General features: G+C 71.7%; 16 protein-coding genes and 1 riboswitch. Of the genes, 7 read left to right on the plus strand and 9 right to left on the minus strand.

Going from position 1 to position 22577, the window contains the following annotated elements:
• Window positions 1–301 precede the first annotated feature (301 nt).
• Both metE and ABD879_RS00595 read right to left on the minus strand, forming a co-directional pair.
• On the minus strand, window positions 302–2548 hold the full coding sequence (metE, locus tag ABD879_RS00590; RefSeq protein ID WP_345016269.1) for a 5-methyltetrahydropteroyltriglutamate--homocysteine S-methyltransferase: 2247 nt from the start codon (window positions 2546–2548) through the stop codon (window positions 302–304).
• Window positions 2549–2658: 110 nt separating this feature from the next.
• A riboswitch (cobalamin riboswitch) is annotated at window positions 2659–2882 on the minus strand.
• A 364-nt stretch (window positions 2883–3246) separates the two neighbouring features.
• Complete coding sequence (locus tag ABD879_RS00595) at window positions 3247–4188, minus strand: MBL fold metallo-hydrolase (protein ID WP_345016271.1); 942 nt, start codon at window positions 4186–4188, stop codon at window positions 3247–3249.
• 101 nt (window positions 4189–4289) lie between these two features.
• Here ABD879_RS00595 and ABD879_RS00600 point away from each other — a divergent pair, with 101 nt between their 5' ends.
• Complete coding sequence (locus tag ABD879_RS00600) at window positions 4290–5258, plus strand: AraC family transcriptional regulator (protein ID WP_345016273.1); 969 nt, start codon at window positions 4290–4292, stop codon at window positions 5256–5258.
• A 1130-nt stretch (window positions 5259–6388) separates the two neighbouring features.
• Here the strand turns inward: ABD879_RS00600 and ABD879_RS00605 are convergent.
• Window positions 6389–9394, minus strand: coding sequence for a glycosyl hydrolase (locus ABD879_RS00605; protein WP_345016275.1), 3006 nt, complete (start codon window positions 9392–9394; stop codon window positions 6389–6391).
• A gap of 272 nt (window positions 9395–9666) precedes the next feature.
• On the opposite strand from ABD879_RS00605, the gene ABD879_RS00610 reads away from it, so the two are divergent.
• Window positions 9667–10269: a TetR/AcrR family transcriptional regulator gene (locus ABD879_RS00610; protein WP_345016277.1), complete on the plus strand. Its 603-nt coding sequence runs from the start codon at window positions 9667–9669 to the stop codon at window positions 10267–10269.
• Between the two features lie 40 nt (window positions 10270–10309).
• Here the strand turns inward: ABD879_RS00610 and ABD879_RS00615 are convergent, their stop codons facing one another.
• Window positions 10310–11095, minus strand: a complete 786-nt coding sequence (locus ABD879_RS00615; protein ID WP_345016279.1) for a TSUP family transporter — start codon at window positions 11093–11095, stop codon at window positions 10310–10312.
• Window positions 11096–11262: 167 nt separating this feature from the next.
• Window positions 11263–13314, minus strand: a complete 2052-nt coding sequence (locus tag ABD879_RS00620; RefSeq protein WP_345016281.1) for an ABC transporter substrate-binding protein — start codon at window positions 13312–13314, stop codon at window positions 11263–11265.
• 494 nt (window positions 13315–13808) lie between these two features.
• Between ABD879_RS00620 and ABD879_RS00625 the strand changes: the two genes are divergently transcribed.
• The 3 genes from ABD879_RS00625 (at window position 13809) to ABD879_RS00635 (ending at window position 15957) form a co-directional block, all read left to right on the plus strand.
• The gene (locus tag ABD879_RS00625) at window positions 13809–14936 is read left to right on the plus strand and encodes an FAD-dependent oxidoreductase (RefSeq protein WP_345016283.1); all 1128 of its coding nucleotides are present in this window, start codon (window positions 13809–13811) and stop codon (window positions 14934–14936) included.
• 761 nt (window positions 14937–15697) lie between these two features.
• Window positions 15698–15823, plus strand: coding sequence for a hypothetical protein (locus ABD879_RS00630; protein WP_345016285.1), 126 nt, complete (start codon window positions 15698–15700; stop codon window positions 15821–15823).
• Window positions 15799–15957 (plus strand): hypothetical protein, encoded by a 159-nt coding sequence (locus ABD879_RS00635; protein WP_345016287.1) that lies wholly within the window; start codon window positions 15799–15801, stop codon window positions 15955–15957. The genes ABD879_RS00630 and ABD879_RS00635 overlap by 25 nt, the downstream gene beginning before the upstream one ends.
• A 403-nt stretch (window positions 15958–16360) precedes the next feature.
• Here the strand turns inward: ABD879_RS00635 and ABD879_RS00640 are convergent, their stop codons facing one another.
• The 4 genes from ABD879_RS00640 to ABD879_RS00655 all read right to left on the minus strand — a co-directional run bounded on the left by ABD879_RS00640 (window position 16361) and on the right by ABD879_RS00655 (window position 20644).
• Window positions 16361–17533 (minus strand): alpha/beta hydrolase family protein, encoded by a 1173-nt coding sequence (locus ABD879_RS00640; RefSeq protein ID WP_345016289.1) that lies wholly within the window; start codon window positions 17531–17533, stop codon window positions 16361–16363.
• A 121-nt stretch (window positions 17534–17654) separates the two neighbouring features.
• Complete coding sequence (locus tag ABD879_RS00645) at window positions 17655–18623, minus strand: fumarylacetoacetate hydrolase family protein (RefSeq protein ID WP_345016291.1); 969 nt, start codon at window positions 18621–18623, stop codon at window positions 17655–17657.
• A 4-nt stretch (window positions 18624–18627) separates the two neighbouring features.
• Entirely contained in the window at window positions 18628–19566 is a 939-nt protein-coding gene (locus tag ABD879_RS00650) for a VOC family protein (protein ID WP_345016293.1), read from the minus strand.
• A gap of 100 nt (window positions 19567–19666) precedes the next feature.
• Window positions 19667–20644: a cyclase family protein gene (locus ABD879_RS00655; RefSeq protein WP_345016295.1), complete on the minus strand. Its 978-nt coding sequence runs from the start codon at window positions 20642–20644 to the stop codon at window positions 19667–19669.
• A 115-nt stretch (window positions 20645–20759) separates the two neighbouring features.
• Here ABD879_RS00655 and ABD879_RS00660 point away from each other — a divergent pair, with 115 nt between their 5' ends.
• Together ABD879_RS00660 and ABD879_RS00665 are read left to right on the plus strand one after the other, a co-directional pair.
• A complete protein-coding gene (locus tag ABD879_RS00660; RefSeq protein ID WP_345016297.1) occupies window positions 20760–21698 on the plus strand; it encodes a LysR family transcriptional regulator in 939 nt (312 codons plus the stop codon).
• 568 nt (window positions 21699–22266) lie between these two features.
• Window positions 22267–22470, plus strand: a complete 204-nt coding sequence (locus tag ABD879_RS00665; protein ID WP_345016299.1) for a hypothetical protein — start codon at window positions 22267–22269, stop codon at window positions 22468–22470.
• Window positions 22471–22577 lie beyond the last annotated feature (107 nt).

The following is a 22577-nucleotide window of genomic DNA, read 5'->3' on the forward strand; positions in this document are numbered from 1 at the left end:
TGGTTGCGAGAGGTAGAAGATCGAAGCAAGCGAAACGCGCAACCTGGCGAAGATAGGGAAAGGGGCTGATCACTCGTCTGCTGGGCGGGAGTGGTCGTCCAGGGCGGTGTACGGGTAGAGGTGGCCGCTGCCGATGCGGTCAACGCGGCCCGCGCACGCCCCCGTCCCGGGGTGCGGCCGAGTTTGACGTCGATGTGGACCAGGTCGCCGGGACGGGGGAGCCGGTCGGCTGCGGCGTGCCGCGGTGTCGGTGCATGGCCCGCGGACAGGCCCCGGGCCATGCACCGTCCGATCTTCAAGGTCAGCCCGAGAGGCTCTCCCGGACGCGTCGCGCGGCGGCGACCAGGTTGCGCAAGGACGCCTCGACCTCGGGGTAGTCGCGGGTCTTCAACCCGCAGTCGGGGTTGGCCCACAACCTGCCGGGCTCGACGGCCTGCAGCGCACGCCGCAGGTTGTCCTCCATCTCCTGCACCGAGGGGATCCGGGGGGAGTGGATGTCGTAGACGCCGGGGCCGATGCCGTTCCGGTATCCGGCGGCGCGCAGGTCGGCGACCAGCTCCATGCGCGAGCGGGCCGCCTCGACGCTGGTGACGTCGGCGTCGAGGGCGCCGATCGCGTCGATGATCTCGCCGAACTCCGAGTAGCACATGTGGGTGTGGATCTGGGTGGTGTCGGCCACTCCCGAGGTGGCCAGCCGGAACGCGCCGACGGCCCACTGCAGGTAGGCCGCGTGCTCGGCGCGGCGCAGCGGCAGCAGTTCGCGCAGCGCGGGCTCGTCGACCTGGATGATGCGGATCCCCGCCGACTCCAGGTCGCCGATCTCGTCGCGCAGGGCGAGGGCGACCTGGCGGGCGGTGTCGGCCAGGGGCTGGTCGTCGCGGACGAACGACCAGGCCAGCATGGTGACCGGGCCGGTGAGCATGCCCTTGACGGGCTTGTTCGTCAGGCCCTGGGCGTAGGTGGTCCACTCGACGGTCATCGGCCGGGGGCGTGCGACGTCGCTGTGCAGGATCGGCGGCCGCACGCAGCGGGAACCGTAGGACTGCACCCACCCGTGCTCGGTCGTGGCGAATCCGTCCAGTTGCTCGGCGAAGTACTGGACCATGTCGTTGCGTTCGGGCTCACCGTGCACGAGCACGTCGAGCCCGATCTCCTCCTGCAGCCTGATGACGCGGGCGATCTCGTCCTTCATCGCCTGGATGTAGGCGTCCGCGGAGATGCGACCGGCCCGGTGGTCGGCGCGGACCTTGCGGATCTGCGGAGTCTGGGGGAACGAGCCGATCGTCGTCGTGGCCAGGTCGGGCAGGCGCAACGCGGCCCGCTGGGCGGCGAACCGGGCGGCGCGGTCGCCGCGGCGCGCGTCGCCGAGCATGTCCAGGCGGGCGCGGACGCGGTGGTCGATCCCGGCGGGAGGCGCCGGGATCTCGGCGGTGGCCGGGGCGTCCTCGCGCAGCGCTTTGCCGAGCGCGACGACCTCGGCGACCTTCTGGCGGGCGAACGCCAGCCGTTCCCGCACGGCCGGGTCGAGCGAGGTCTCGGCGTCCAGGTCGATCGGCACGTGCAGCAGCGAGCACGAGGTGCTCACCGCCACCTGGCCGGCCAGCCCCAGCAGCGCGGCGCACGTGGCCTTCGCGCGGCGGGAGTCGACCCGCCAGACGTTGCGGCCGTCGACCACGCCCGCCACGACGGTCCTGCGCGGCAGGCCGCCGATCGAGGCGAGCACCTCGAGGTTGTCCGGTCCGGTGACGAAGTCCAGCCCGACGGCCTCGACCCGGCTGTCGGCCAGCACGCGCAGCGCCTCCGCGCCGACCCTGCCGAAGTAGGTGGCGACCAGCAGGCGCGGCCTGCTGGGCAGCGCGCCGAGCCGCGCGTAGGCGCGGGCGAGCGCGGCGATCTCCGCTTCGGTCCGGTCGGCCGCCAGCGCGGGTTCGTCCAGCTGCACCCATGCGGTGCCCGCCCCGGCCAGCCGTTCCAGCAGCTCGGCGTACACCTCGACCAGCCCGTCGAGCAGCTCGAGCGGGCGGAACCCCGCGGGCGCGTCCGCCGCGGGCTTGGCCAGCAGCAGATAGGTGAGCGGCCCGACCAGCACCGGACGCGTCTCGATGCCGAGGGCCTTGGCCTCCCGGTACTCGAGCAGCGGTTTGGCCGCCGCTCCGTCCGCCAGCCGGAACCTGGTTCCCGGGGAGAGTTCGGGGACGATGTAGTGGTAATTGGTGTCGAACCACTTGGTCATCTCCAGCGGCGGGACGTCCTGGACGCCCCGCGCCATGGCGAAGTACCGGTCGAGGCCGGTCAGGTGGCGGTAGCGGTTCGGAACGGCGTCGACCAGGACGCTGGTGTCCAGCAGCTGGTCGTAGAAGGAGAAGGTGTTCGACGGGATCGCGTCCAGGCCCGCGTCGCGCAGCTCGGTCCAGACGGCGGCGCGCAGGTCGGCGCCCGCCTTCTCCAACGCGGCGGCGTCGATGCGCCCGGCCCAGTAGTCCTCGGTGGCGAACTTCAGCTCGCGGCGCGCCCCGATGCGGGGGTATCCGAGGATGGTGGTGTTCATGGCGGCTTCCCTCGCTAGCCACAGGCGGCCGCGCGAAAGGGAGCAGCGCAGGGTACGACGCGCGTACCGGCCGCAGGCCCTCCCGCGAGGCCGCAGACCACCGCACGCCGGTCGGCGCACGGGCGGAGGCAGGTCTTCGGACTCGCGGGCGTCGCTCCTACCGGTGTAGGAGCGTCCTACTGGCCGTCGCTTCCCAGGCCGTACGGCCCAGTGCGTGATGACGGCGGTCGTTCCCGCTCACCGCTGCGGGGCAGTCCCGGACTCTCACCGGGTTCCCTCTTACGACATCCGGCCCCGCCCGGGGCCGGATGAACCATCCGCGCAAGCGAGTGTAGCGACACACGGCCACCGCGCGGCCGCCCGTCTTCCGACCGCAACCACGTCGGTGCGGCTGCGCCACGAGTGCCGGAGGCGGCCGCACCGGCGTCGCTCCTGGGTTGTGTGCGGTGCAACTTGGCGGCCGCGTGCCCGCCTCCGGTGCAGACACCGCGTTACAGTGGTCGAAGGCTGCACCGACCGGCAGCGAGGCGCGACGCCGCCACCCCTGGCGCCAGGCTCGGCCCGTCACCACCGGGCAGGAGCAGCCCGGCGACCGCGCTGCTGCGAAATCCACCGGACGCGCTCCACCGGCAACGGCTCACCGTCATCGGCGCAGTCCTGCCCTGGCGGAACCGCAGCGACGACGCCAGGGTGAAGGGTCACTCGGAGAGTGGCGCCGTCTCCTTCGGTGCGGCCGCCGCCCAGGGGCCGAGGGCGAAAGCGGCGCTGTTCCGGCGGACTTCCAGGGCGCCCGCACCGCCGAAGTGCGCGGGGACGAGCAGCTCCCGTTCATCCGCCGCCCTCCCCAGGATCAGCCGACGGCTGTTCACAGCCTGTTCCGGATCCATGCAGGCGTTGCTGTTGCAGCAGGGGTGGAGGATCTGCACCGGGCTGTGCAGCAGATCTCCGACGAAGACCGCCCGGTCGCTCCCGGATACGAGCCGCAGCACCGACGAGCCGGGAGTGTGGCCGGGCGCGGACTCCAAGGTGAGGTGCTCGTCGATGCGGTGGAAGCCGTCCCACAGCACGGCCTGCCCGGCCTGGTGGATGGGCGCGATGCTGTCCTCGTAGATCAGGCGATCGACCTCCCGCGCACCGTTGCCGTACGCGTTGTCCGGACCGAAATGGAAGTCGTCGGCGGCCGGGATGAGGTACCGGGCGTTGGGGAACGTCGGTACCCACCGCCCGTCGGCGTCGACGGTGTTCCAGCCGACGTGGTCGACGTGGAGGTGGGTGTTGACGACGACGTCCACATCCTGCGGGCGGACACCGGCCTTCGCCAGCAGACCGGGAAGATCGCTCTGGGCCCGGTGGAACGGCCCCATGCCGGGGCGCTCGCGCCCGGCACCCGCTCCGGTGTCCACCAGCACGGTCCGCCCACTGCTGCGCAGCACCCAACTCTGCAGGGCGGCCACCACCCTGTCGGTGTCCGGCTCCCAGTGGTCCGGTGCCAGCCAGTCCTCGTTGTCCTTCCACACCTCGGCGGCGACGGCGGGGAACATGGCGGAGGTGGGCATGAACGGTACGTGCCACTCGACGACCCGGATGACCTCGACGTCCCCCAGCGACATGCTCTGCACGCTCACATTCACGTTCGTCATGCGCCCGACCCTAAAAACCCCGAACGATCCGCTCAATGCGCACTTGGCTCGAGTGAATAAGAAGGCGTCTCATACATGATGCGTGGGCATAATCTTGGTGCATGGACGTGGTGAGTGACGCCATCTCCGCCGTGCGTCTTGGGCACCCCCGGTTTCGCCGAGTGCGTACGAGCGGAAGCTGGTGCGTGCGGCTGGCCCCCTACGACGGCGCGGGCTTCCACGTCGTGGTGAAAGGCGGCTGCTGGCTGCTGACCGATGGCGGCGCCCGGATGTCCCTCGGCGTGGGCGACGCGGTGCTGCTGCCTCACGGCGCCGGCCATGTGATCGCCGATTCCCCCGTCGACGCGTCGGTCGCGGGGGGGAAGGCGGAGCCGTTCGAGCAGTGGCTTACGGAGACGGGGGCGCGAGGCCGACCTGGTCGCGAGGAAGTGGAGATGCTCTGCGGCAAGTACCGGCTCGACTGCAGCCGCATGCACCCGCTGATGACGGAGTTGCCCGAGGTCGTCCACATTCCGAACCGGGTCGGCAGCCACCCCGAACTCCGTGCCGCGATCGACCTGCTCGCCGGTGAGCTGGACGAGGTGCGCCCCGGCTCCTGCGTGGCCCTCCCGAACCTGCTCGACCTCCTCCTCATCTACATGATCCGGGCCTGGATGGCCGAGGCCACCGGCGGAGCATGGCCCACCGCGCTGGACGACCCGGTGACCGCCGCGGCCCTGCGGGCGATGCACACGAAACCGGCCGCGCCGTGGAGCGTCGAAAGCCTGGCCGCGGAGGCGGGCGTCTCCCGCGCCACCCTGGCACGCCGGTTCACCGCACTGGTCGGCCGCCCTCCGATGGCCTACCTGACCTGGTGGCGTTTGGTCCTCGCCGCCACCATGCTCCGCGACACCAAGGAAACCCTGGCCACCATCGCCGGCCGGGTCGGCTACGGCAGCCCGTACGCGCTCTCCCACGCCTTCGAGAGGGAGTTCGGCATTACACCGGGGCGCTATCGAGCGCAGGCCGCAGAGCGCTCCGGCCCCACCGCGAACCCTCGACCGACGTCACAGGATCTGGTCAGGCAGTGACTCCGCAGCCATTGTGAAACAGCACCACCGCAGGCGGTGGACGGCGCGGTCGGTCTGGTGGCATTCCCCTGAACCAGGGTCGAACGCACCGCCTGCGAGCGTGGGACGCAGTTGAGCTTCAGCCGCGCGCTGTCCGCGCTCGGCGCGGTCATCATGCCGGTCCTGCGCGCCGCGATGGCGGATCACGGCCTCGCGTCACGGCACGCCGAGCCTCCGCGTGCCGCCGCCGATTTCTCCAGCGTGTCATCGCCGCCTACGTCGTGTTCCGGAGTAGGTGGAGCCATTCGTCGGCTGCGGTGATCTCGGGAGATTGGCCTGGTCGTGGACGAAGAGCGTGTCGTGGCGGGGGCCGCGGGACGGTGGTGCTTGAGGCGGTTGACGCCGCACTCTGCGGCATGGCGGGCCTTGCAGCCGACCGAGTCGCAGGCGGGTGGACGACCGCTGCGGCCGCCCCGCCGCTGCCGGTGCCGGATTTAGTCGCCCAGGATCGAGATCGCGGCGGCGACGCCACGACGCGCTCACCTCCCGTCGAAACCTGCTCTAGGTGTCCTGTTCGGCGGATCTTGGCGGTTGGGGCGTTCGCCGCCTGTGCGGTTCCTTGACGCTGCCGCCATGTGCGATCGGGGCGGGGCGGCCGCGCCCGTCTTCGATGCGACCACCCCGCTGACACCGCAGAGGCGTCAACCGGCTCGAGTGACGACGCGGTAGCGCCACCCGCCATGCCGAGCGCGCACTACCGGGCCGTGATCACCGCACTGCTGCGGATCCACCACCGGACACCCCTATGGGAGTTCGTCTCATCGCGCCGTCCGCCGGATGTGCGACGGCCTGCGGGCACGGCACTCGGCGACCGGGACGACGATGGCCGGCACTGCACCGACTCCGGCGGTGTCGAAACATCTGCCTCGAACTCGTCAGATGCGAACCCTGAGTACGTCGAAGGCCACAGCGGCGTCACTGCGCGCTCGGATGCAAACGTTTCGAGCGGCGCCTGCATCTCAAAGCCTGCGGTCTTCCCTCAAGGAAAGCGAGATGTCGTACGGATGCAGATGAGCGCCTTCCGTTCGCGGCCGTTCCGGTCACAGGACGGGTGAGAGCCCGGCGGGAGGCGCTCATCTGCATCATGCGGGTCAGCGGGAGACGGTGGCCTCGACGTAGGGCTTGAAGACCACCGGGCCCAGGAGCCCGTAGCCGAGTTCGGGCCTGGCGGACCATGCCTTGTAGTCGGGGTCCCCGGTGAGGGCCTGGGTGCGCAGGGCGTTGTTCAGTGTGGTCGACAGTTCGATCTTCACTTGGTTGGCGCCCGGACGCAGGGCCGCGGTGACGTCGACGGGTTCGGCGTTCGGCACCTGGGAGACGGGGATCTCCGTGCCGTTGATCCAGGCCCGGACGGCGCCCGCGAAATCGCCCAGAGACAGGCGCACACCGCTTCTCCCGGTCAGGTAGGAGGCGGGAATCTGGACGGAGGTGGCGTACACGGCCGTACCCGAAGTGCCTTTGAGCTGGGGGATGTCCGTCCAGGGCTTCAGGGTGGAGGTCAGGGCGACCGAGCGTTCGCCGGCCGGTGAGGTCGTGGTCGCGCTGATCTTCCATGTCACCGCCGCCGTCACAGGTGCGGGTGCGGCGGGCAGGGCCACGGTGCGGCGGGTGCCGTCGGGCAGTGCCACCCACTTGGGGCCGCCCTTCTGGTCGCGCACGATGAGCCGTCCGTCCGACCGGACGACCTCGTCGGCGTTCGTGTCGGTCGCCGCGGCGGCCGTGTTCCCGGCCGGGCCGAACAGCAGTGCCGCGGTGTCGTCTGCCGGGATGCGGACCCGCACGGTGACCTGCTGGCCGGTGCGGCGGTAGAGGCCGAGGCGGGTGGCCTGGCCGGTCCACAGGTCCAGCAGGGTCGGTGCACCGGTGGTCCGGAAGGTCAGCTCGCCGGTGAAGGGGCGGGTGGAGTTGTTGAACAGGAACCAGGCGTCGCCGGTGGCGGTGCGCCGGTGGACCGGCACGATGTCGGCCACGCCCTGCCCGGACAGGTCGGCGCGCACGCCCAGCCGGGCGAGGGCGGCGGGGATGGACGCGGCGTCTTTCACGAAGCGCACGTTCGCGAGCTTGCGCAGTGTGCCGATCGCCCGGTCGACGCGTCGGTCTGCGTCTGCGCCGCCGGTGTATCCGGACGCACGGCTGGGGACCGCACCCTGCACCACGACGGGAAGGCCGGCCCGGGCCAGGTGCACCAGTCTCTCGGCGGTGTCAGGGGGCAGCGCCTCCTGGTCCTGCACGATGACGGCCTTGTAGGCGGGACCGTCCGGCAGAAGCCGGCCCTTGGTCACCTTCGCCTGCGACGGCAGGCTCGCCGGTGTCACGGAGTCCCAGGTGTAGCCCGCGCCCGACAGCGCCTTGCGGAAGGCGTCCTGCGGGGTTCCGGCCGGGTCGGGCGCCTGGGCGCCGTTGACATCGGAGGTGGAGTTGAGAACGGTGAGGTCCACCCGGGGACGTCCGGTGCTGACCACCGCGTCCGCGCGGGCCAGGTAGTCCGTCAGGCGGGGCAGCGCCTTGAACTGCGGCCAGTCCTGGTTCCAGGAGTCGGCGAAGGAGAAGGCCGCCCCGCACCACGGGCACCAGCCCATCCAGGTGGTCTGCCCGCTCTCCTGGTAGTCCTTGTAGGCGAAGCCGTGCAGGACCATCCGGTCCACGCCGACGGCCAGGGAGTGGTCGGCCAGGGCCTTGAGGTCCCGCGGGTCCTGCCGGTGGTCGCCGAAGACCGCGGCACCCAGTTCGTTGGACACCTCGGTGCCGCCGCTGAGGTGGGCGCCGGAGACGACCTGCCGGTACCGGTCCAGCACGGCGCGGCTCTTGGCCGATCCGGGCTCGTTCGGTCCGGCCTCCGTGCCCGGCATGTAGGCGTCGTCGTCGGGGTCGCCGAAGGACAGCGATTCCACATCGGCCTTGGGCAGGGCGCTCGCGAGGCGCACCGCGTCGGTGGGCAGGTCGCCGCCGATACCGCCCTGGTACGCCTGGGCGCGGAAGGTCATGCCCTTCCTGCGCGCCCACTCGGAGATCGGGTTCAGGTGGTCGGTGACCAGACGCCTGTTGACGACCTGGGTGTAGTCGTTCCGGATGCGCTGCTCGGCGCCGTCGCGGAAGCCGATCTCCTCGAACAGGCCGGGCAGCAGCGCGGCCGCGTCGCGGCGCCGCCCTCCGGCCAGGTCCTTCAGCAGGTCGCGGGTCCAGAACACCGCGGACTGTCCGGCGGCGGTCGGCCCGTGCTCCAGTTCGTAGGAGTCCTCGAAGACGTCCCCGCCGTTCTGGCGCAGCAGCGGTGCGGCGGCGTCGAACACCTGCCGGTCGTAACCCTTGAGCGCGGCCTTGATCGCTTCACTGTTCAGGTGGTCGACGACCAGCGCCTCGTCCGCTCCGCTCACCCGGTTCTTCTGCATGGTGGGCCGCATCCAGAACCCGAAGATCTTCCATTTGCCCGTGGCGGGCGCCGTCCACCGCACCGTGCCGCGGGCGTCGACCTTGGAGGTGAGGTCGACCGCGCTGTCCGGATCCAGGACCAGGGGCTTGCCCTCGGCGCTGGTGACCCGCGCCGCGGTGACGGCGATGAGCCGCTTGTGCGCGTCGGCCCCCGGTGGCGGGTTGTCCGGCACCGGCCCCCGGTAGGTCGAGCCTCCCGCCACGTCCGCGGTGCCGTAGTGCAGGTTCTGGGACGACAGCTCCTTGCTCGTGTCGGCGACCTGCGGGGAGGACACCGGCCAGCCGGGACCCAGCGTCACGTCGAAGGTCAGCCCGAGGGAGGTCGCCTTGCGCAGCGCGTGGATCAGGTCGGCGCGGAACTCGGCGGAGCCCCACTTGTCGCCGTTGCGCAGCATGCCCAGCTCGACGCCGCCGAACCCGGCGTTCTTGATCGCCGTCAGTTCGCGGTCGATCTCCGCGCGGTCGAGGGTGTCGGTGGGCCACCACCAGCGGAACTTGGGCCGGGACTGCGCGGGGACCTGCCGGAGCGCGCTCGGATCCGCGGCCAGGTCGGCCAGGCCGGTGGCCGCGCCCGCGGGGGGAAGGGCCGCGGCCGCGGGCGGCAGCGAGGACAGCAGCGCCGCGGCCGCGGCCAGTGCCGTCGCGCCCGCGACGGCCTTGCGGTGCACTGACCGTGAGCGGCGAGGGGGTGGAGAGTACCTCATGTCCCGTCCTGATTAAAACGTTTTAATGATGGGTCGTACTGCGCGCCTGGTGCGCAGGGGGTCGATGTGGCGTGGGCGTCCGCCCGGGGAGAGGGCGGGCAGGGCGGGCGAGACGCCGGGGACAAGTGAGAGAAGAAGCTATGAGACTGATCACAGTCTGTCAATAGTGAACGGTCCGTTCAGTTAGCGCGGGGCGGTCGTACCGCCCACCGCGCCGGGGCTGCCATAGTGGAGGCGTGACCCTGCAGGACAGGCCCGTCACCGGCCGACGGCGCGGCAAGGCCCTCGAAGCGCAGATCCTCCAGGCGGCTTGGACCGAGCTGCGGGAGAAGGACTGGATGAGGTTCGGCATCGAAGGCGTCGCGCGACGGGCACGCGCGAGCAAGGCCACCGTCTACGCGCGCTGGCCCGACCGGCACGCCCTCATCGCCGCCACCCTCGAACACGCCATGACCGCGCAGCCCGAGCCGAGCTACGCCACAGGCGACCTCGAGGCCGACCTGACGGCCTTCCTCCGCGATACGGGCGCGTTCCTCGCCGGCCCCTTCGGACAGGCCGTCCGCGCCGTTCTCTCCCGGCCCGACGGCACCGGCCTCCGACAGGTCCCCCTCCAGATCGAGGAGATCGTGTCGGAGGCTCGGCGAACGGGTCGGCTGGGCGCGGGGGACATTCCTCCCCGCATCCTGTCCCTCGGCTACACGCTGGTGCTGCATCACTACATCGCCACCAACGCCGCGCCCGGCGATCAGGATCTCCACGAGATCGTCCACGACATCTGGATCCCCCTCCTGGAGGACGCCTCCGCCCGCCCTCCGCAGGAGCACGGCGGACACTCCTGACCAACGAGCGCGACCCGTCCGGTACGGCTGCCCGTTTCCGTCAGCCGATGCCGTGGGCCAGGTAGAGGATGCCGAGGGCGGATGCCAGTACGCCGAGCAGTCGGCGCAGGACCCTCTCGGGAAGGCGCGGCTGCAGCCGGGCGCCCAGGTACCCGCCGACCAGGCCGCCGAGGCCGCACAGCAGACCCAGCGACCACACGGGTGCGATGTCGCCTTCGGCGGTGAAGGACAGCGCCGCGTACGTCAGGGCGCCGACCAGCGAGGTCAGGAACGTCGAGGCCAGCGCGGCGGGGGCGACGGCCGAGATCGGCAGGCCGCGGCCGACCAGGATGGGGCCGACGATGGAGCCGCCGCCGATGCCGTAGACGCCTCCGACGACCCCCACACCCGCGGCGAGGGCGGTCGTGAAGCGCGGTGAGGGCCCGCCATCGCCCGGCCCGGTGGGGCGCCGGACGCTGCGGACGCACAGCCACAGCCCCAAGGGCAGCAGGAGCAGGCCGACCAGAATGCGGAAGACGTCCGGCCCGGGGACGACATGCACCCGGACGACCGCCCCGGCGATGACCCCCGGCAGGGTCCCGGCGATGAGCAGCCGGGTGAGCGGCCCGTCGAGCCGGTCCCGGTAGCGGGCGAGCGCACCGGGCCCGGCGACGACGTTGAACAGCAGGTTCGTCGGGGTGACCGCCGGATTCGGAACGCCCAGCACACTGAGCTGCACGGGCAGCAGGAACACCGCCCCCGACACTCCCACCGGCGCGGTGACCACCGCGATCAGCAGCCCGGCCGCGAAGCCCGCGAGCCCCGTTCCCCACGCTTCCCACACCACGCGCTCAAGCCTGCCTCACAGACGCTGAACGGTGGGCAACCGGCCCGTTGCCCGCCGCCGTACCATGCGCCGAGGCTGTGCAGGGACGCCTCCGACACGCGGATCGGACGCGTCCCCGCACGCCTGTGCGAAGGCGCCGTACACCCCGAGCGTCGCCGTCCATGACGTCACGTGGCCGACGAAGGCCGCCCTGTCGACGGCGTCGCGTATTCCTCAGCGGTCTCGGCGCCGCCGGATTCCGGTCGTCCGGCGGGGGCCGTCTTCCGGGGGCGGTTCTCGGACGGCGACCGCGTGCCGCTCGCCAGCAGGGCCCGGAAACCGGAGTCCATCAGGTAGCCGAGCAGGCCGATCCAGAGGATGACCGCCATGAGCCGGTCGAAGGCGAGCTGGTCGCGGGCGTTGAGGATCGCATAGCCCAGCCCGGAGTCGACGCCGAGCATCTCCGCCGGGACGATGACGATCCACGCGGTTCCCAGCGCCAGGCGCAGTCCCGTCAGCAGCGGCGTCCGCACCCCCGGCAGGACGATCGTGCGGAGCCGTTCGGCCGACGTGGCCCCCAGCGAGCGCGCCACCAGCAGGAAACCGGGGTCGATCGCCTGCACCCCGGCGGCGGCGTTCAGCATGATCGGCCACACCGCGGCGACGGCGACCAGGAAGTGCACCGGGCGGTGGCCGATCCCGAACAGGGCGATCGCGACCGGCGCCCACGACAGCGGCGAGATCATCCGCAGGAAGTGGAACAGCGGCCGGGTGGCCCGCTCGACGGCCGGGACCAGCCCGACCAGCAGCCCCAGCGGAACCCCGCACGCCGCCGCGATCGCCAGGCCGAGGAACAGCCGCCACAGGCTGGCGGCGGTGCCGGGGAACAGCCGGCCGTGCACGGCCGCCTCGTACAGCGCGGGCACGGCCCGCTGCGGGGCGAACCCCGACAGCACGACGTGGCCGGACGCCGGCACGGAGGTCAGCAGCCACCACAGCGCGACCAGCACCAGGATCGGCACCACCACCGTCAGCGCCCGGCGCGGGGGCCGCTCGGTTCCGGCGGTCATGAACACGTTCACCTCTTCGACGCGGGTGAGTGACGCGGGCAGCCCGAACGCCGCGGGAGACCCGGACGTCGCGATGGCCCGCCGTGCGAAGGAGTCGTCGACCAGGTCCCCGTGCACCCGGGCCGGGTCCAGCCCGTCGAGGAAGCGCGTGTCGACGTCGACCAGGGTCCGGCCCATCGCCTCGACCAGCGCCGAGGTGTAGCTGGGGAAGGGGAAGGGGGAGAAGCCGATGCGCTGCCTCTCCCCGTCGCGGCGGCGGATCGCGCCGGTGCGCTCGTAGCCCTCCCTGCGGTAGCCGAGGGCCTTGCCGATGGCCGGCCGGGGTTGCGGCAGGTAGCCGTCGGCGAGGGCGGCCGCCGCGGCGGGCCGGTTCGCGGCGATGCCGAGCTGGGCGGCGGCGAGCGCGTCGGTGAAGCGCTGGACCCGGTCGGGGTCGGCGTCGATCGTCGCCTGGTTCACCACGACCACGCAGCACGCGTGGTCGCGCCACAGGCCGCCGAGGAAGCGGTGGATCCTGCCGACACCGCGCACCTCGGCCATGGCGTTGAACGGATCGGCCACCACGTATCCGCTGATGACGCCGTTCGACATGGCGGGCAGCATGTCGCTGGGGCTCATCACCACCAGCCGCACCTCGCCCCTGCTCCGGCACGGGTTCCGGCGCAGCACCGGCCGCAGCCCGCCGGCGCGGAACAGCCGCTGCGCGATGATGTTGTGGATCGACCACCAGTAGGGGATGGCGAACGTCCGCCCGGCCAGGCCGCCGAGGTCGGTGATGCCGTTCGCCAGGGTGATGGACGACCCGTTGGTGTGGTTCCAGGCGAGCATCCGCACCGGGGCGCCCAATCCGTACCGCAGCTGCACCGCGAAGGGGGCGAGCAGGTGGACGACGTCCACCTTCCGCGCCACGAACGCCTGGGCGAGCTCGGCCCAGCTGCGGAACCGCACCGGCCGGGCCACCCGGACCCCGAACCGGTCGTAGAGCCCGCGGCGGTGGGCGACCAGCAGCGGGGAGGCGTCGGTGATCGGCAGGTAGCCGATGCGCAGCGCCCCGCCCGACGTGCCCGCACCGGCCGGACGCCCGGCGGCGACGGCGGCTCCCAGCCCGGCGGCCAGGCCCAGTCCCAGTCCGCCGCCGAGCAGCGCGCGCCGGTCCACGGCGGCGCTCATGTTCCCGCCCGGACGGGCAGCAGGCTCTCGTACCGGCCGAGGATCCGCGCGGAGCCGGATGTGCGTGGCGTCGTGGGGTGCGGGCGGAGATGCCGCCACAGGCTTCCTGCGGCGGAACGGCCTCGTAAGGCGCTTCCATGACGCGTACCGCAGTGAGGCGCGCAGCCGGTCGGCGGGCAGTTCCCGGACGAGGGCCTCTGGTGACGAGGAACGGCAGTGATCGGGGCCTGCCCCCGTGCGGGGTCACGCTGCGGAAATCAATCGCGTGGATAATCCGGATCCGAACAATCGATTTCCCTCATCCAGTGCGGTGGGACCAGCATTAATACCGCCGTGACATGGGGGACAGCCGCATGAGACCTACAGCCGGAGCAGGGGAGTTCTCCTGTCCGCTCGCGCCCGGGACCTGCCCCCGCGGCGGTGGACTCCGGGACCGGCTCACCACCGCGCCGTCACGCCGCCATGACCGCTCGTCGACCAAGAAGGAGCCGACAATGCCCAGCGTCCGCAATGTCCTCGTGGTGGGGGGAGGAACGGCCGGCAACGCGATCGCCGTCCTGCTCCGCCGCGCCGGTGTCGATGTCGACCTGGTCGAGATCGAGCCGGGCTGGAACGTCCGCGGATCCGGCATCACCCTCCAGGGCAACGCCCTGCGCTGCCTGCGGGAGATCGGCGTGTGGGACCAGGTCCGCGAGCACGGCTTCGGCTTTGACACCCTGGGGCTGACCGCTCCCGACGGGACCGTGCTGCACGTCTCCGAAGAGATCCGCACCGGCGGTCCCGACCTGCCCGCCACCGTGGGCATGCGACGCCCCACGCTGCAGCGGATCCTCGTCGCCGCGGTCCGCGACCGCGGCGCGCGCGTCCGCCTCGGCGTCACCGTCAAGAGCCTGGACCAGGACGCCGCGGGCGTCGACGTCGTCTTCACCGACGGCACCACCGGCCGCTACGACCTCGTCGTCGCCGCCGACGGCCGCGGCTCGGCGACCCGCTCCCTGATCGGCATCCCCGACCGGCCCGAACCCACCGGCATGGCGATCTGGCGCGTCCCCGCCCCGCGTCCGGAGAGCGTCGAGCGGACCGACCTGACCTACGGCGGCCCCTGCTACATCGCCGGATACTGCCCGACCGGGCAGGACACCATCTACGCCTACCTGGTGGAGCCCAAGCGCTCGCGGGACAGCCTCGACCCCGCGACCTACGCCGACGAGATGCGCCGCCTGGCCGAGGGCTACGGCGGCGTCTGGCCGCGGATCCGCGAGTCCATCACCGATCCGGACCAGGTGAACTACACCTGGTTCGACCGCATGCTGGTGGAGGGCTCCTGGCATCGCGGCCGTGTCGTCCTGGTCGGGGACGCCGCGCACTGCTGCCCGCCCACCCTGGCTCAGGGCGCCGCCATGTCACTGGAGGACGCCCTCGTCCTCGCCGAACTCCTCACCGCGCGCGACACGCTCGACGACGCCCTGCTCACCGAGTACTACGAACGGCGGATCCCCCGCGTCCGGACGGTCGTCGACGCCTCCATGCAGCTGGTCCGGTGGCTGCTGGACGGCGTGACGGACGCCGACGTGCCCGGTCTGGTGAGCCGCACGACGGCCGTGCTGAAAGAGCGCCCGTGACGCACGCACCGGCCATACCACGCACGTGCGGGTCATCCGCAATCTCAACGTGCGTCGCCGGACCGGAGGCGCACGCCGTCAACGAGATGACAGTGCCCCGAACGAATCCCCGGGCCGACGGACGTGCAGGCCCGAGGTCGCGGTGGACGGCGCAGGCGGGTCGATTGCCTGCCCGCGCGCGGCGTGGCCGCAGGCGTCACCGTGGCTGCCAGGCCGATGAGCGACAGGGTGACCGAGCGGTGCGCCGCGCGGTCGCTGTGGTCTCGTTGTCAGCGGGATGACGGCGCCTGAGCGGATCCCTGGGCTGGGCGGAGGACGGCGCACGGTGGGCTGATCGCCCGTGGGCGTGTGTCGATGCTGCCGTGCGGGGCGCGATCCGGGAGGTAGTCGCGGTCGCCTGGGGCCCGGGCCACGGTAACTGTCAAGCGGTGCACTGCTGTGACAGCGGCGTGCGGCTGGTCCGGTTCGCCGTGCCATCACGGTCGCTTCCTGGGCAACGCAAGGAGGCCAACATCCGCTCGTACCAGGTCGGCGAGGCCGAGGGTGCCCGAGCCGGATCCTCTTGACAGCGTCGGCTCACCGGCGCGTTGGGTGAACGGTTGCAGTCGCACCGGTGGCTGTTGAAGTGCAGGGGGCGGCCGAGCGTCCCGGAGGCAGCCTGCTCACGGATCGTCCGGACGCGATGCGAAGAGTCGGAACCCCGGTGGTGGGCGCAGGGACCGGTTCCGGCGCCCACCACCGGACCGACAGGAGGGAATGAGATGTACATCCGTGTAGACACCGGTGAGGTGCCGCCGTCGGTGACGTTGTGCGAGCCGGACGACTTCACCCGCTTCCGCGTCGTCGTCACCGCCCCCCGCATGTGTGGATCGATCCGGCCCTGCTGACCGAGCTGGCGGGGGAGAGGGACGAGGCGTGGGCGCAGAAGTTCGCGGACATCGCCTTCGCGGCCGGCAAAGGCTGGGTCGATGACCGGGGGAGGCTGCGGGCGCACATCGAGGTCGACACAGGCGAGGGCTGAGCGCGCGAGAGCGGCCACTCGCTCCGGGGAGACGGTCGGCGTGGGAATTCTCCCCAGATGCGCCAAGGCACCGGTGCAGCTTCCTTGGCGCGGCGGCGTCGCGCATTCGGGTAACCGCAGCTCAACACCCAGTTCCCTGGACATCGTCGTCCGGCCCGAAGACCTCCCACGTAGGCGGCTCGCTACTCGCTCCTCGCGGGGGGCCGGGAGAAGGGCGGATGCGAGCGCTCTACGCGTGTCTCATGGGAGACCGCGTGCACAGCGTCTCTGCCTCCACCGGGTTGACCATGGGGGAGCGACAGCAGCGTCGCCCCCGTCGAGCCCCTCAAGCGTCAGTACCGGGCGGAGGACATGACCGGCCGAGCGGCCCGGGCGCGCTGGGCGCGGCGCCCCGGCCGCCGGCTCAGGGGCGCGACTTCGGCAGCTCGGCGAAGGTGTCGGCCACCCAGTCGCTGATGTAGGCGCTGACGTGGGAGAGGTGGTCGAGTCCGATGTGCTCGGCGCCGCCCTCCGCCACGCTGAAGATCCGCAGGTCGCGCTTGGGGCTGTTGACGGCCTGCTCGTAGGAGCGGTGGGCGTAGGACAGCGGGATCTGCCGGTCGTTCTCGCCGTGGGCGATCAGGAACGGCACGGTGATGTTCTCGACGACGCCTTCGAGCGTGACTCCGGCGGCGAATTCGATGAACTCGTCCAGGTCGGTGTGGCCCCAGACCCACAGGACGTGCTCCCAGTAGTGCGGGACGGGCCGCTCGCCCTCGCGTTGGAGGCGCCGCCGCTGGACCGTGCCCCAGTCGTGGTTGGCGCCCCAGGCCACCACCAGCGCCAGCCGCTTCTCGAAGGCGGCGGCCCGCGGGGCGTAGTAGCCGCCGAGCGACCATCCGACGAGCCCGATGCGCTCGGGGGCGACGTCGTCGCGGGTGAGCAGCCAGTCCACGCATGCCGAGGCCCAGGCCTCGGTGTCGATGCGCGCGGTCAGCCCCTGCAGGCGCAGCGCCTCACCGGAGCCGGGGCAGTCGACCATCAGGCACGAGATGCCGCGGGCGGCCAGCTCCTCCCAGTGCCCGGACGAGTACATGTGCTCCTTGGTGGAGTCCAACCCGTTCCAGTGGATCATCACCGGCACCGGGCCGTCGTCGGCGGCCGGGGCCTGGCTGAAGTAGGCGGGAAGCGTGGTGCCCTCGTAGGGGATCTCGACCCTGGTGACGCGGCCGCGGTCCTTGAGGTCCATGGCCTTTCGCTGCAACTCCAGGACCCGGCGGTAGGTCGGCAGGCGGGCGGGGTCGGAGTTGGACAGCATCCGCTCGGCCTGGCACAGGTAGTTCGTGGCCCGCGCGTACAGCTGCCCGGCGGTACGGGTGTGCCCGGCCCTCTCCTCGGCCTCGGCCTGGCCGACGAGCCGGTCGGTCAGGGCGGTCCACGCGCGCAGGAAGTCGGGCGTGCCGGCGTCCTCGCCCTGGGCGGCCGCCTCCCTGATCGGCCGGCAGGCCCGGTCGACCTCGTCGATCAGCCCGCCGGAGTTGAGCGTGGCGACGACGGCGAGGTTCCAGACATAGTTGCCGGGAAAGTACTCGAACACCTCTGTTCCTTCCTGGTCACACGGGTTTTGAGGGAGGCGCGGACGGCGCCCGGCGTCCGGTCCGCCGGGACGGCCCCACCGGCCGCACAGCGACGGCGCGGCCGGCGGGACCTGTCGGCCGTCAGGACGGACGGGTGCGGGCCCGCGACCGCGGGCGGGCCGGCCGGACCGGCGGCAGGTCGAGGCCCGGCACGACGCGGTTGCGGATCGTGCCGATGCCTTCCACGCTCATCTCCACCACGTCGCCGGGCCGCAGCGGGGCGGGGTCGAGCCCGCCGCGCCGCCCCCACAGCTCGGCGAGGCACCCGCCGTTGCCGCAGGTGCCCGAGCCCAGCACGTCCCCCGGCCGGAGCGTGGTGCCGCGGGAGGCGTAGGACACCAGCTCCTCGAACGGCCAGCCCATGTTGGACAGCAGGTCGCGGCCGATCTCGACGCCGTTGACCGACACGCGCATCTCCAGCGCGAGAAAGCCGTCGTCGTCGCGGAACCGCTCCAGCTCGTCCGCGGTCACCAGCCACGGGCCCAGCGTGGTCGCCGCGTCCTTCCCCTTCGCGGGACCGAGCAGCACCTTCATCTCGCGGCGCTGCAGATCCCGGGCCGACCAGTCGTTGAGGATCGTGTACCCGAAGACCGCGTCGCGCAGCCGCTCCGGTGGCTCCGACGCCACCTTGCGGCCGACCACCGCGGCGACCTCCAGCTCGAAGTCGAACAGCGCCGAGCCCGGCGGCACCGGCACGTCGTCGTGCGCGCCGTAGAGCGGGTAGGGGTTGGTGAAGTAGAAGGTCGGCGCCTCGTACCACTCGGGCACCACGCCGCTGCCGTCGCCGACGCTCATCACGACCCCCTCGACGTGCTCCTCGAAGGCCACGAAGTCGCGGATGGCCGTGGGCTGCAGCGGCGGCAGCAGCCGCACGTCGGCGAGCGGGACGGGAGGCCTCGACAGGGCCTGCGTCCCGGCCTCGATCGCGGCGGGCAGGCCCGCGCCGACCAGGTCGAGCACGGCGGTGTCCGGCGGCAGGGGGTGCAGCCCCTCGTCGCCGACGACTCCGGCGGTGACGGCATTGCCGTCGTCCCATGTGGCGAAACGCATCGGATCACACCGGGGGAGCGATGAACAGACCCTCGTCAGGGTCGTTGAACGAACGGGAAGCGACGAACTCGTTCATCGCATTGGCCGTTCCCCACTGGTCGCTCACCTCGGGCTTGGAGAAGTCGTAGACGTGCGGGTGCCAGGTGTCCTCGTCCAGGATCTCCAGCTCGGTGGTGTACTCGACGGTGTTGCCGTGCGGGTCGAGGAAGTAGCTGAAGGTGTTGTTGCCGGCGAGGTGCCGGCCCGGTCCCCAGATCTTCTCGACGCCGGCGCGCAGCAGCCGCCCGGTTCCGCGCATGTACTCGTCCAGGCCGCGCATCTCGAAGGAGGCGTGGTGCAGCGAAGCATGCGGCCCGCGTGCGATGGCCAGGCTGTGGTGCCAGCCGTTGACCCGCATGAACCACATCATTTCCCCCATGCGGGGGTGCATGAGGGTGTCGGACAGGGCGAAGGAGAGGTGCTTTTCGTAGAAGGCCCGGGTCCCCTCCGGGTCGGCCGAGTTGACGACGACATGGGAGAGCCGGACCGGGATGTCCTCGCCCTCCTCGATGGCGCGGTGGCGCCGCACGTCGACGTCGGAGCTGATCTCGACGGTGCGGCCCTCGTTGTCGAAGAACCGGAAGCCGTAGCCGCCGCCGGGCGTCTGCAGGTCGCCGGGCTCGTTGACCAGCCGCACGCCGTCCCGGGCGAGCTGCTCGGCGAGGGTGTCGACGTCGGCGGCGTTCGCCGCGCCGAACGAGATGAGGTCGATCCGCTTGCCGGGGGCCTGGCGCAGCCGGACGACGTACTGCTCCGGGCTGCCCGCGGCGGCCAGGAAGACCAGGCCGGTGTCGGTGTGCTCGGTGACCAGTCCCCACGTGTCGGTGAAGAAGGCCAGCTGCTTGCGCAGGTCGGGCACGGCGAGGGCGACGTGCCTGAGATGGGTGATCAGGCGTGTGGACATGAGGCCTCCAACCGGTGGTCGTTTCGGGTGGGTGCGGCCGGCGCCGGGCGACGCGGCGCGCGAGGGCCGGGACACGGGCCTGCCGGAGCGGCGCCGACCGTCACTTCACGGCGATCGGGTTGACCGGGGCGCCGACGGCACCGGTGACGGGCAGCGGCGCGGCGCAGAGGAAGAAGTCCCACACCCCGTCCGCGGCGCAGTCGGCCGCCAGAGCGTCGAAGTCCCACATCTCGCCGATGAACAGGCCCATGTGGGGAATGCACACCTGGTGCAGCGGCTGGAACGCGTCGTCGAACTCGTTCGGCCGGACCTCGAAGCCCCAGGTGTCGGTGGCGATCCCGGCGATCTCGGTGTCGTGCAGCCAGTCGGCGGTGGTGAACGACAGGCCGGGGGAGTCCCCGCCGGCGTAGTCGCCCCAGCCCTCCCGGCGGGCGCGGGACAGCCGGCCGGTGCGCACGCACACCAGGTCGCCGCGGCCCACACGCGCCGACTCGCCCTGGGCGGCGATGGTCGCCTCCAGGTGCTCGACGGTGATCGCGAAGCCGTCCGACAGCTCGCCGTCGGTGCCCATGGCCCTGCCGACGTCCAGCAGGACCCCGCGGCCGACGATCGAGGCGGCGGCGGTCTCGATGCCGGTCACCCGGTCGCCGGCGGCGGTGACGACGGCGCCCGCGCGCCGGCCGTTCCAGGCCATCCCGTGGTCGAAGACATGGCCCAGGCCGTCCCACTGCGTCGATGCCTGCAGCGGCATGAAGACCACGTCGTCGGCACCGCCGAACCCGTGCGGAAAGCCCTGGCCGCCGCGTTCGGCGTCGGTCCCCGTGTCCAGCATGGTGTGCACCGGGTTCGTCCGGCGGCGCCAGCCCTTCTGGGGGCCGTCCATGTCGAACGGCTGCGCGAGCGAGAAGCTCACGCCGCGGCGGACCAGCGCGGCGCCCTCCCGCCTCTTGGCCTCGTCCAGGAAGTTCAGCGTGCCGAGGACATCGTCCGCCCCCCACCGCCCCCAGTTGGAGCAGCGCTGCGCGGCCGCGGCGATCGCGCCCGCGGGGTCGGTGCGGTCGAGCTTGTCAGGGCGCATACGGGGCCTTTCTCCAACCCTCCGGATGACGCCCCCTACGTTCACAGACGCGGGGGGTATCAGGGAAGAGGAGATGTCTTATGGTGCACATCAGTCTCATCGATACACTTCGCGGGTGGCCGGTCTCTCGAACCTGGATCTGAACCTGCTGGTCTCGCTGAACGCCCTGCTCGAGCAGCGCAGCGTCACCCGGGCCGCCCAGCAGGTGGGCCTCAGCCAGCCGGCGCTGTCGGCGGCCCTGGCCCGGCTGCGCCGCCACTTCGGCGACGAGCTCCTCAGCCGCGTGGGCAACGAGTACCGGCTCACGCCGCTGGCCATGCAGCTCAAACCGTGGGCGCGGCTGGCCCTGCAGAACGTGGACCGGGTCTTCAGCGCCCAGCTGGAGTTCGACCCGGCGCAGTCCACCCGCGAGTTCAGCGTGGGGATGAGCGACTACGGCTGCGCCGTCCTCGGAAACGCCCTCAGCGAACTGCTCGCCGAGGAGGCCCCGCTCGCCCGGCTGCGGATCGTGCACAACACGCCCAACGTGGTGGACCAGGCCGAGCAGACACTGCTGACCACCGACCTGCTCGTCCTCCCGCACGGCTTCGTCACCGACCTGCCGCACCGCGACGTGCTCTGGGACGACTGGGTGCTGGTGGTGTCCGCCGACAACGACGAGGTCGGCACGTCCCTGACCGTGGAGCAGATCTCGGCGATGCCCTGGGTCGTCACCTACCACGGCCCCACCGCGTCGACCCCGGCCGCCCGCCAGATGCGCATGCTCGGCATCGAACCGCGCGTGCAGGTGGTGTGCGACAGCTTCCTGACCGTCCCCGGCCTGGTCGCCGGCACCAAACGCATCGCCCTGCTCCAGGAACGCCTGGTCCGCAAGCTCCCGACCGACGTCGGCATCCGCGCCCTGCCCTGCCCCTTCGACGTCGGCCCCCTGGTCGACGCCATGTGGTGGCACCCCTTGTACGACCGCGACGCCGAGCACACCTTCTTCCGCGACCTCCTCGCCAGGGCCGCAGCACAAGTGACCGGCACCGAGACTCCACCGAACCGCGGCTGACCCACCGCCCGCCGCGACCCGCCGTTCCCCCACGGCACCGCGCATCAGTGCAGCCATGGGCTCCCGACTTGCGGCATGTGCGGGCCCGACACGCATGTGCTCCGCCGCTTCCCTGACGGCCGGGACGAGCCGGTAGCGGCCGTCGCGGAGCGCGGCGTCGGCGCCGGTCCGCGGCACCGTCCGGTACCGGTAGCGATCAATGCCGGACACGGACCGGACAGACCGGACGCTCTGCTGCGTGCGGCGGTGGTGTGGCCGACGCCTAAACGATCGGCAGCCCGCCGCAGCGACCGGCTGCCCTCGACGACACGCCGGGCGAGGCGGTCGGGGCAACGGGGCGTCGCGGTGGGACACGAGGGCCTCCTGGACGTCGGTGCACATCGCGCAATCCATACCGGAACCAGAAGGCCCTCTCGTTGTTCGAGAACCGCCCATGGCGTGTTGCCTGTCACCGATGGTCCCTGACGACACACCCCCCGGGGGGGCGGTTCCGTTGTGGGCTGTCCGCTGGTGTCCGGTGTCCTCCTTGCTGCGGCCATCGAGCGATACACCGGCCCATGGACGACCGGTGGTGATCGATGCGCCGATCGTGCTGCCAGGGGGCTCGCTCGTCATCATGTGCCGCCATTTCAGCGGTCGGCGGCTGAGTTGTGCCGAAAAGGTGCACGCGAGAGACGGCGCGCCGATCATCTGGAGTGAACCATCGAATACCTATTGTCACCTGTTCTTGTCTGACCGCGATAGAAACAAGGGCGTGTCCGTAACCCGGTGAGGTGGTCCACAGGGAAGATGCCGCGCTTGGTGACCAGCAGGGCGCGTTCGATCGCGGGCGGCGACGTGCAGAGAGAGGGTTGGGTTGTCAAACCCACTATGTGGCGA

The organism is Actinomadura keratinilytica, assembly GCF_039539665.1.
GTDB lineage: Bacteria > Actinomycetota > Actinomycetes > Streptosporangiales > Streptosporangiaceae > Spirillospora > Spirillospora keratinilytica.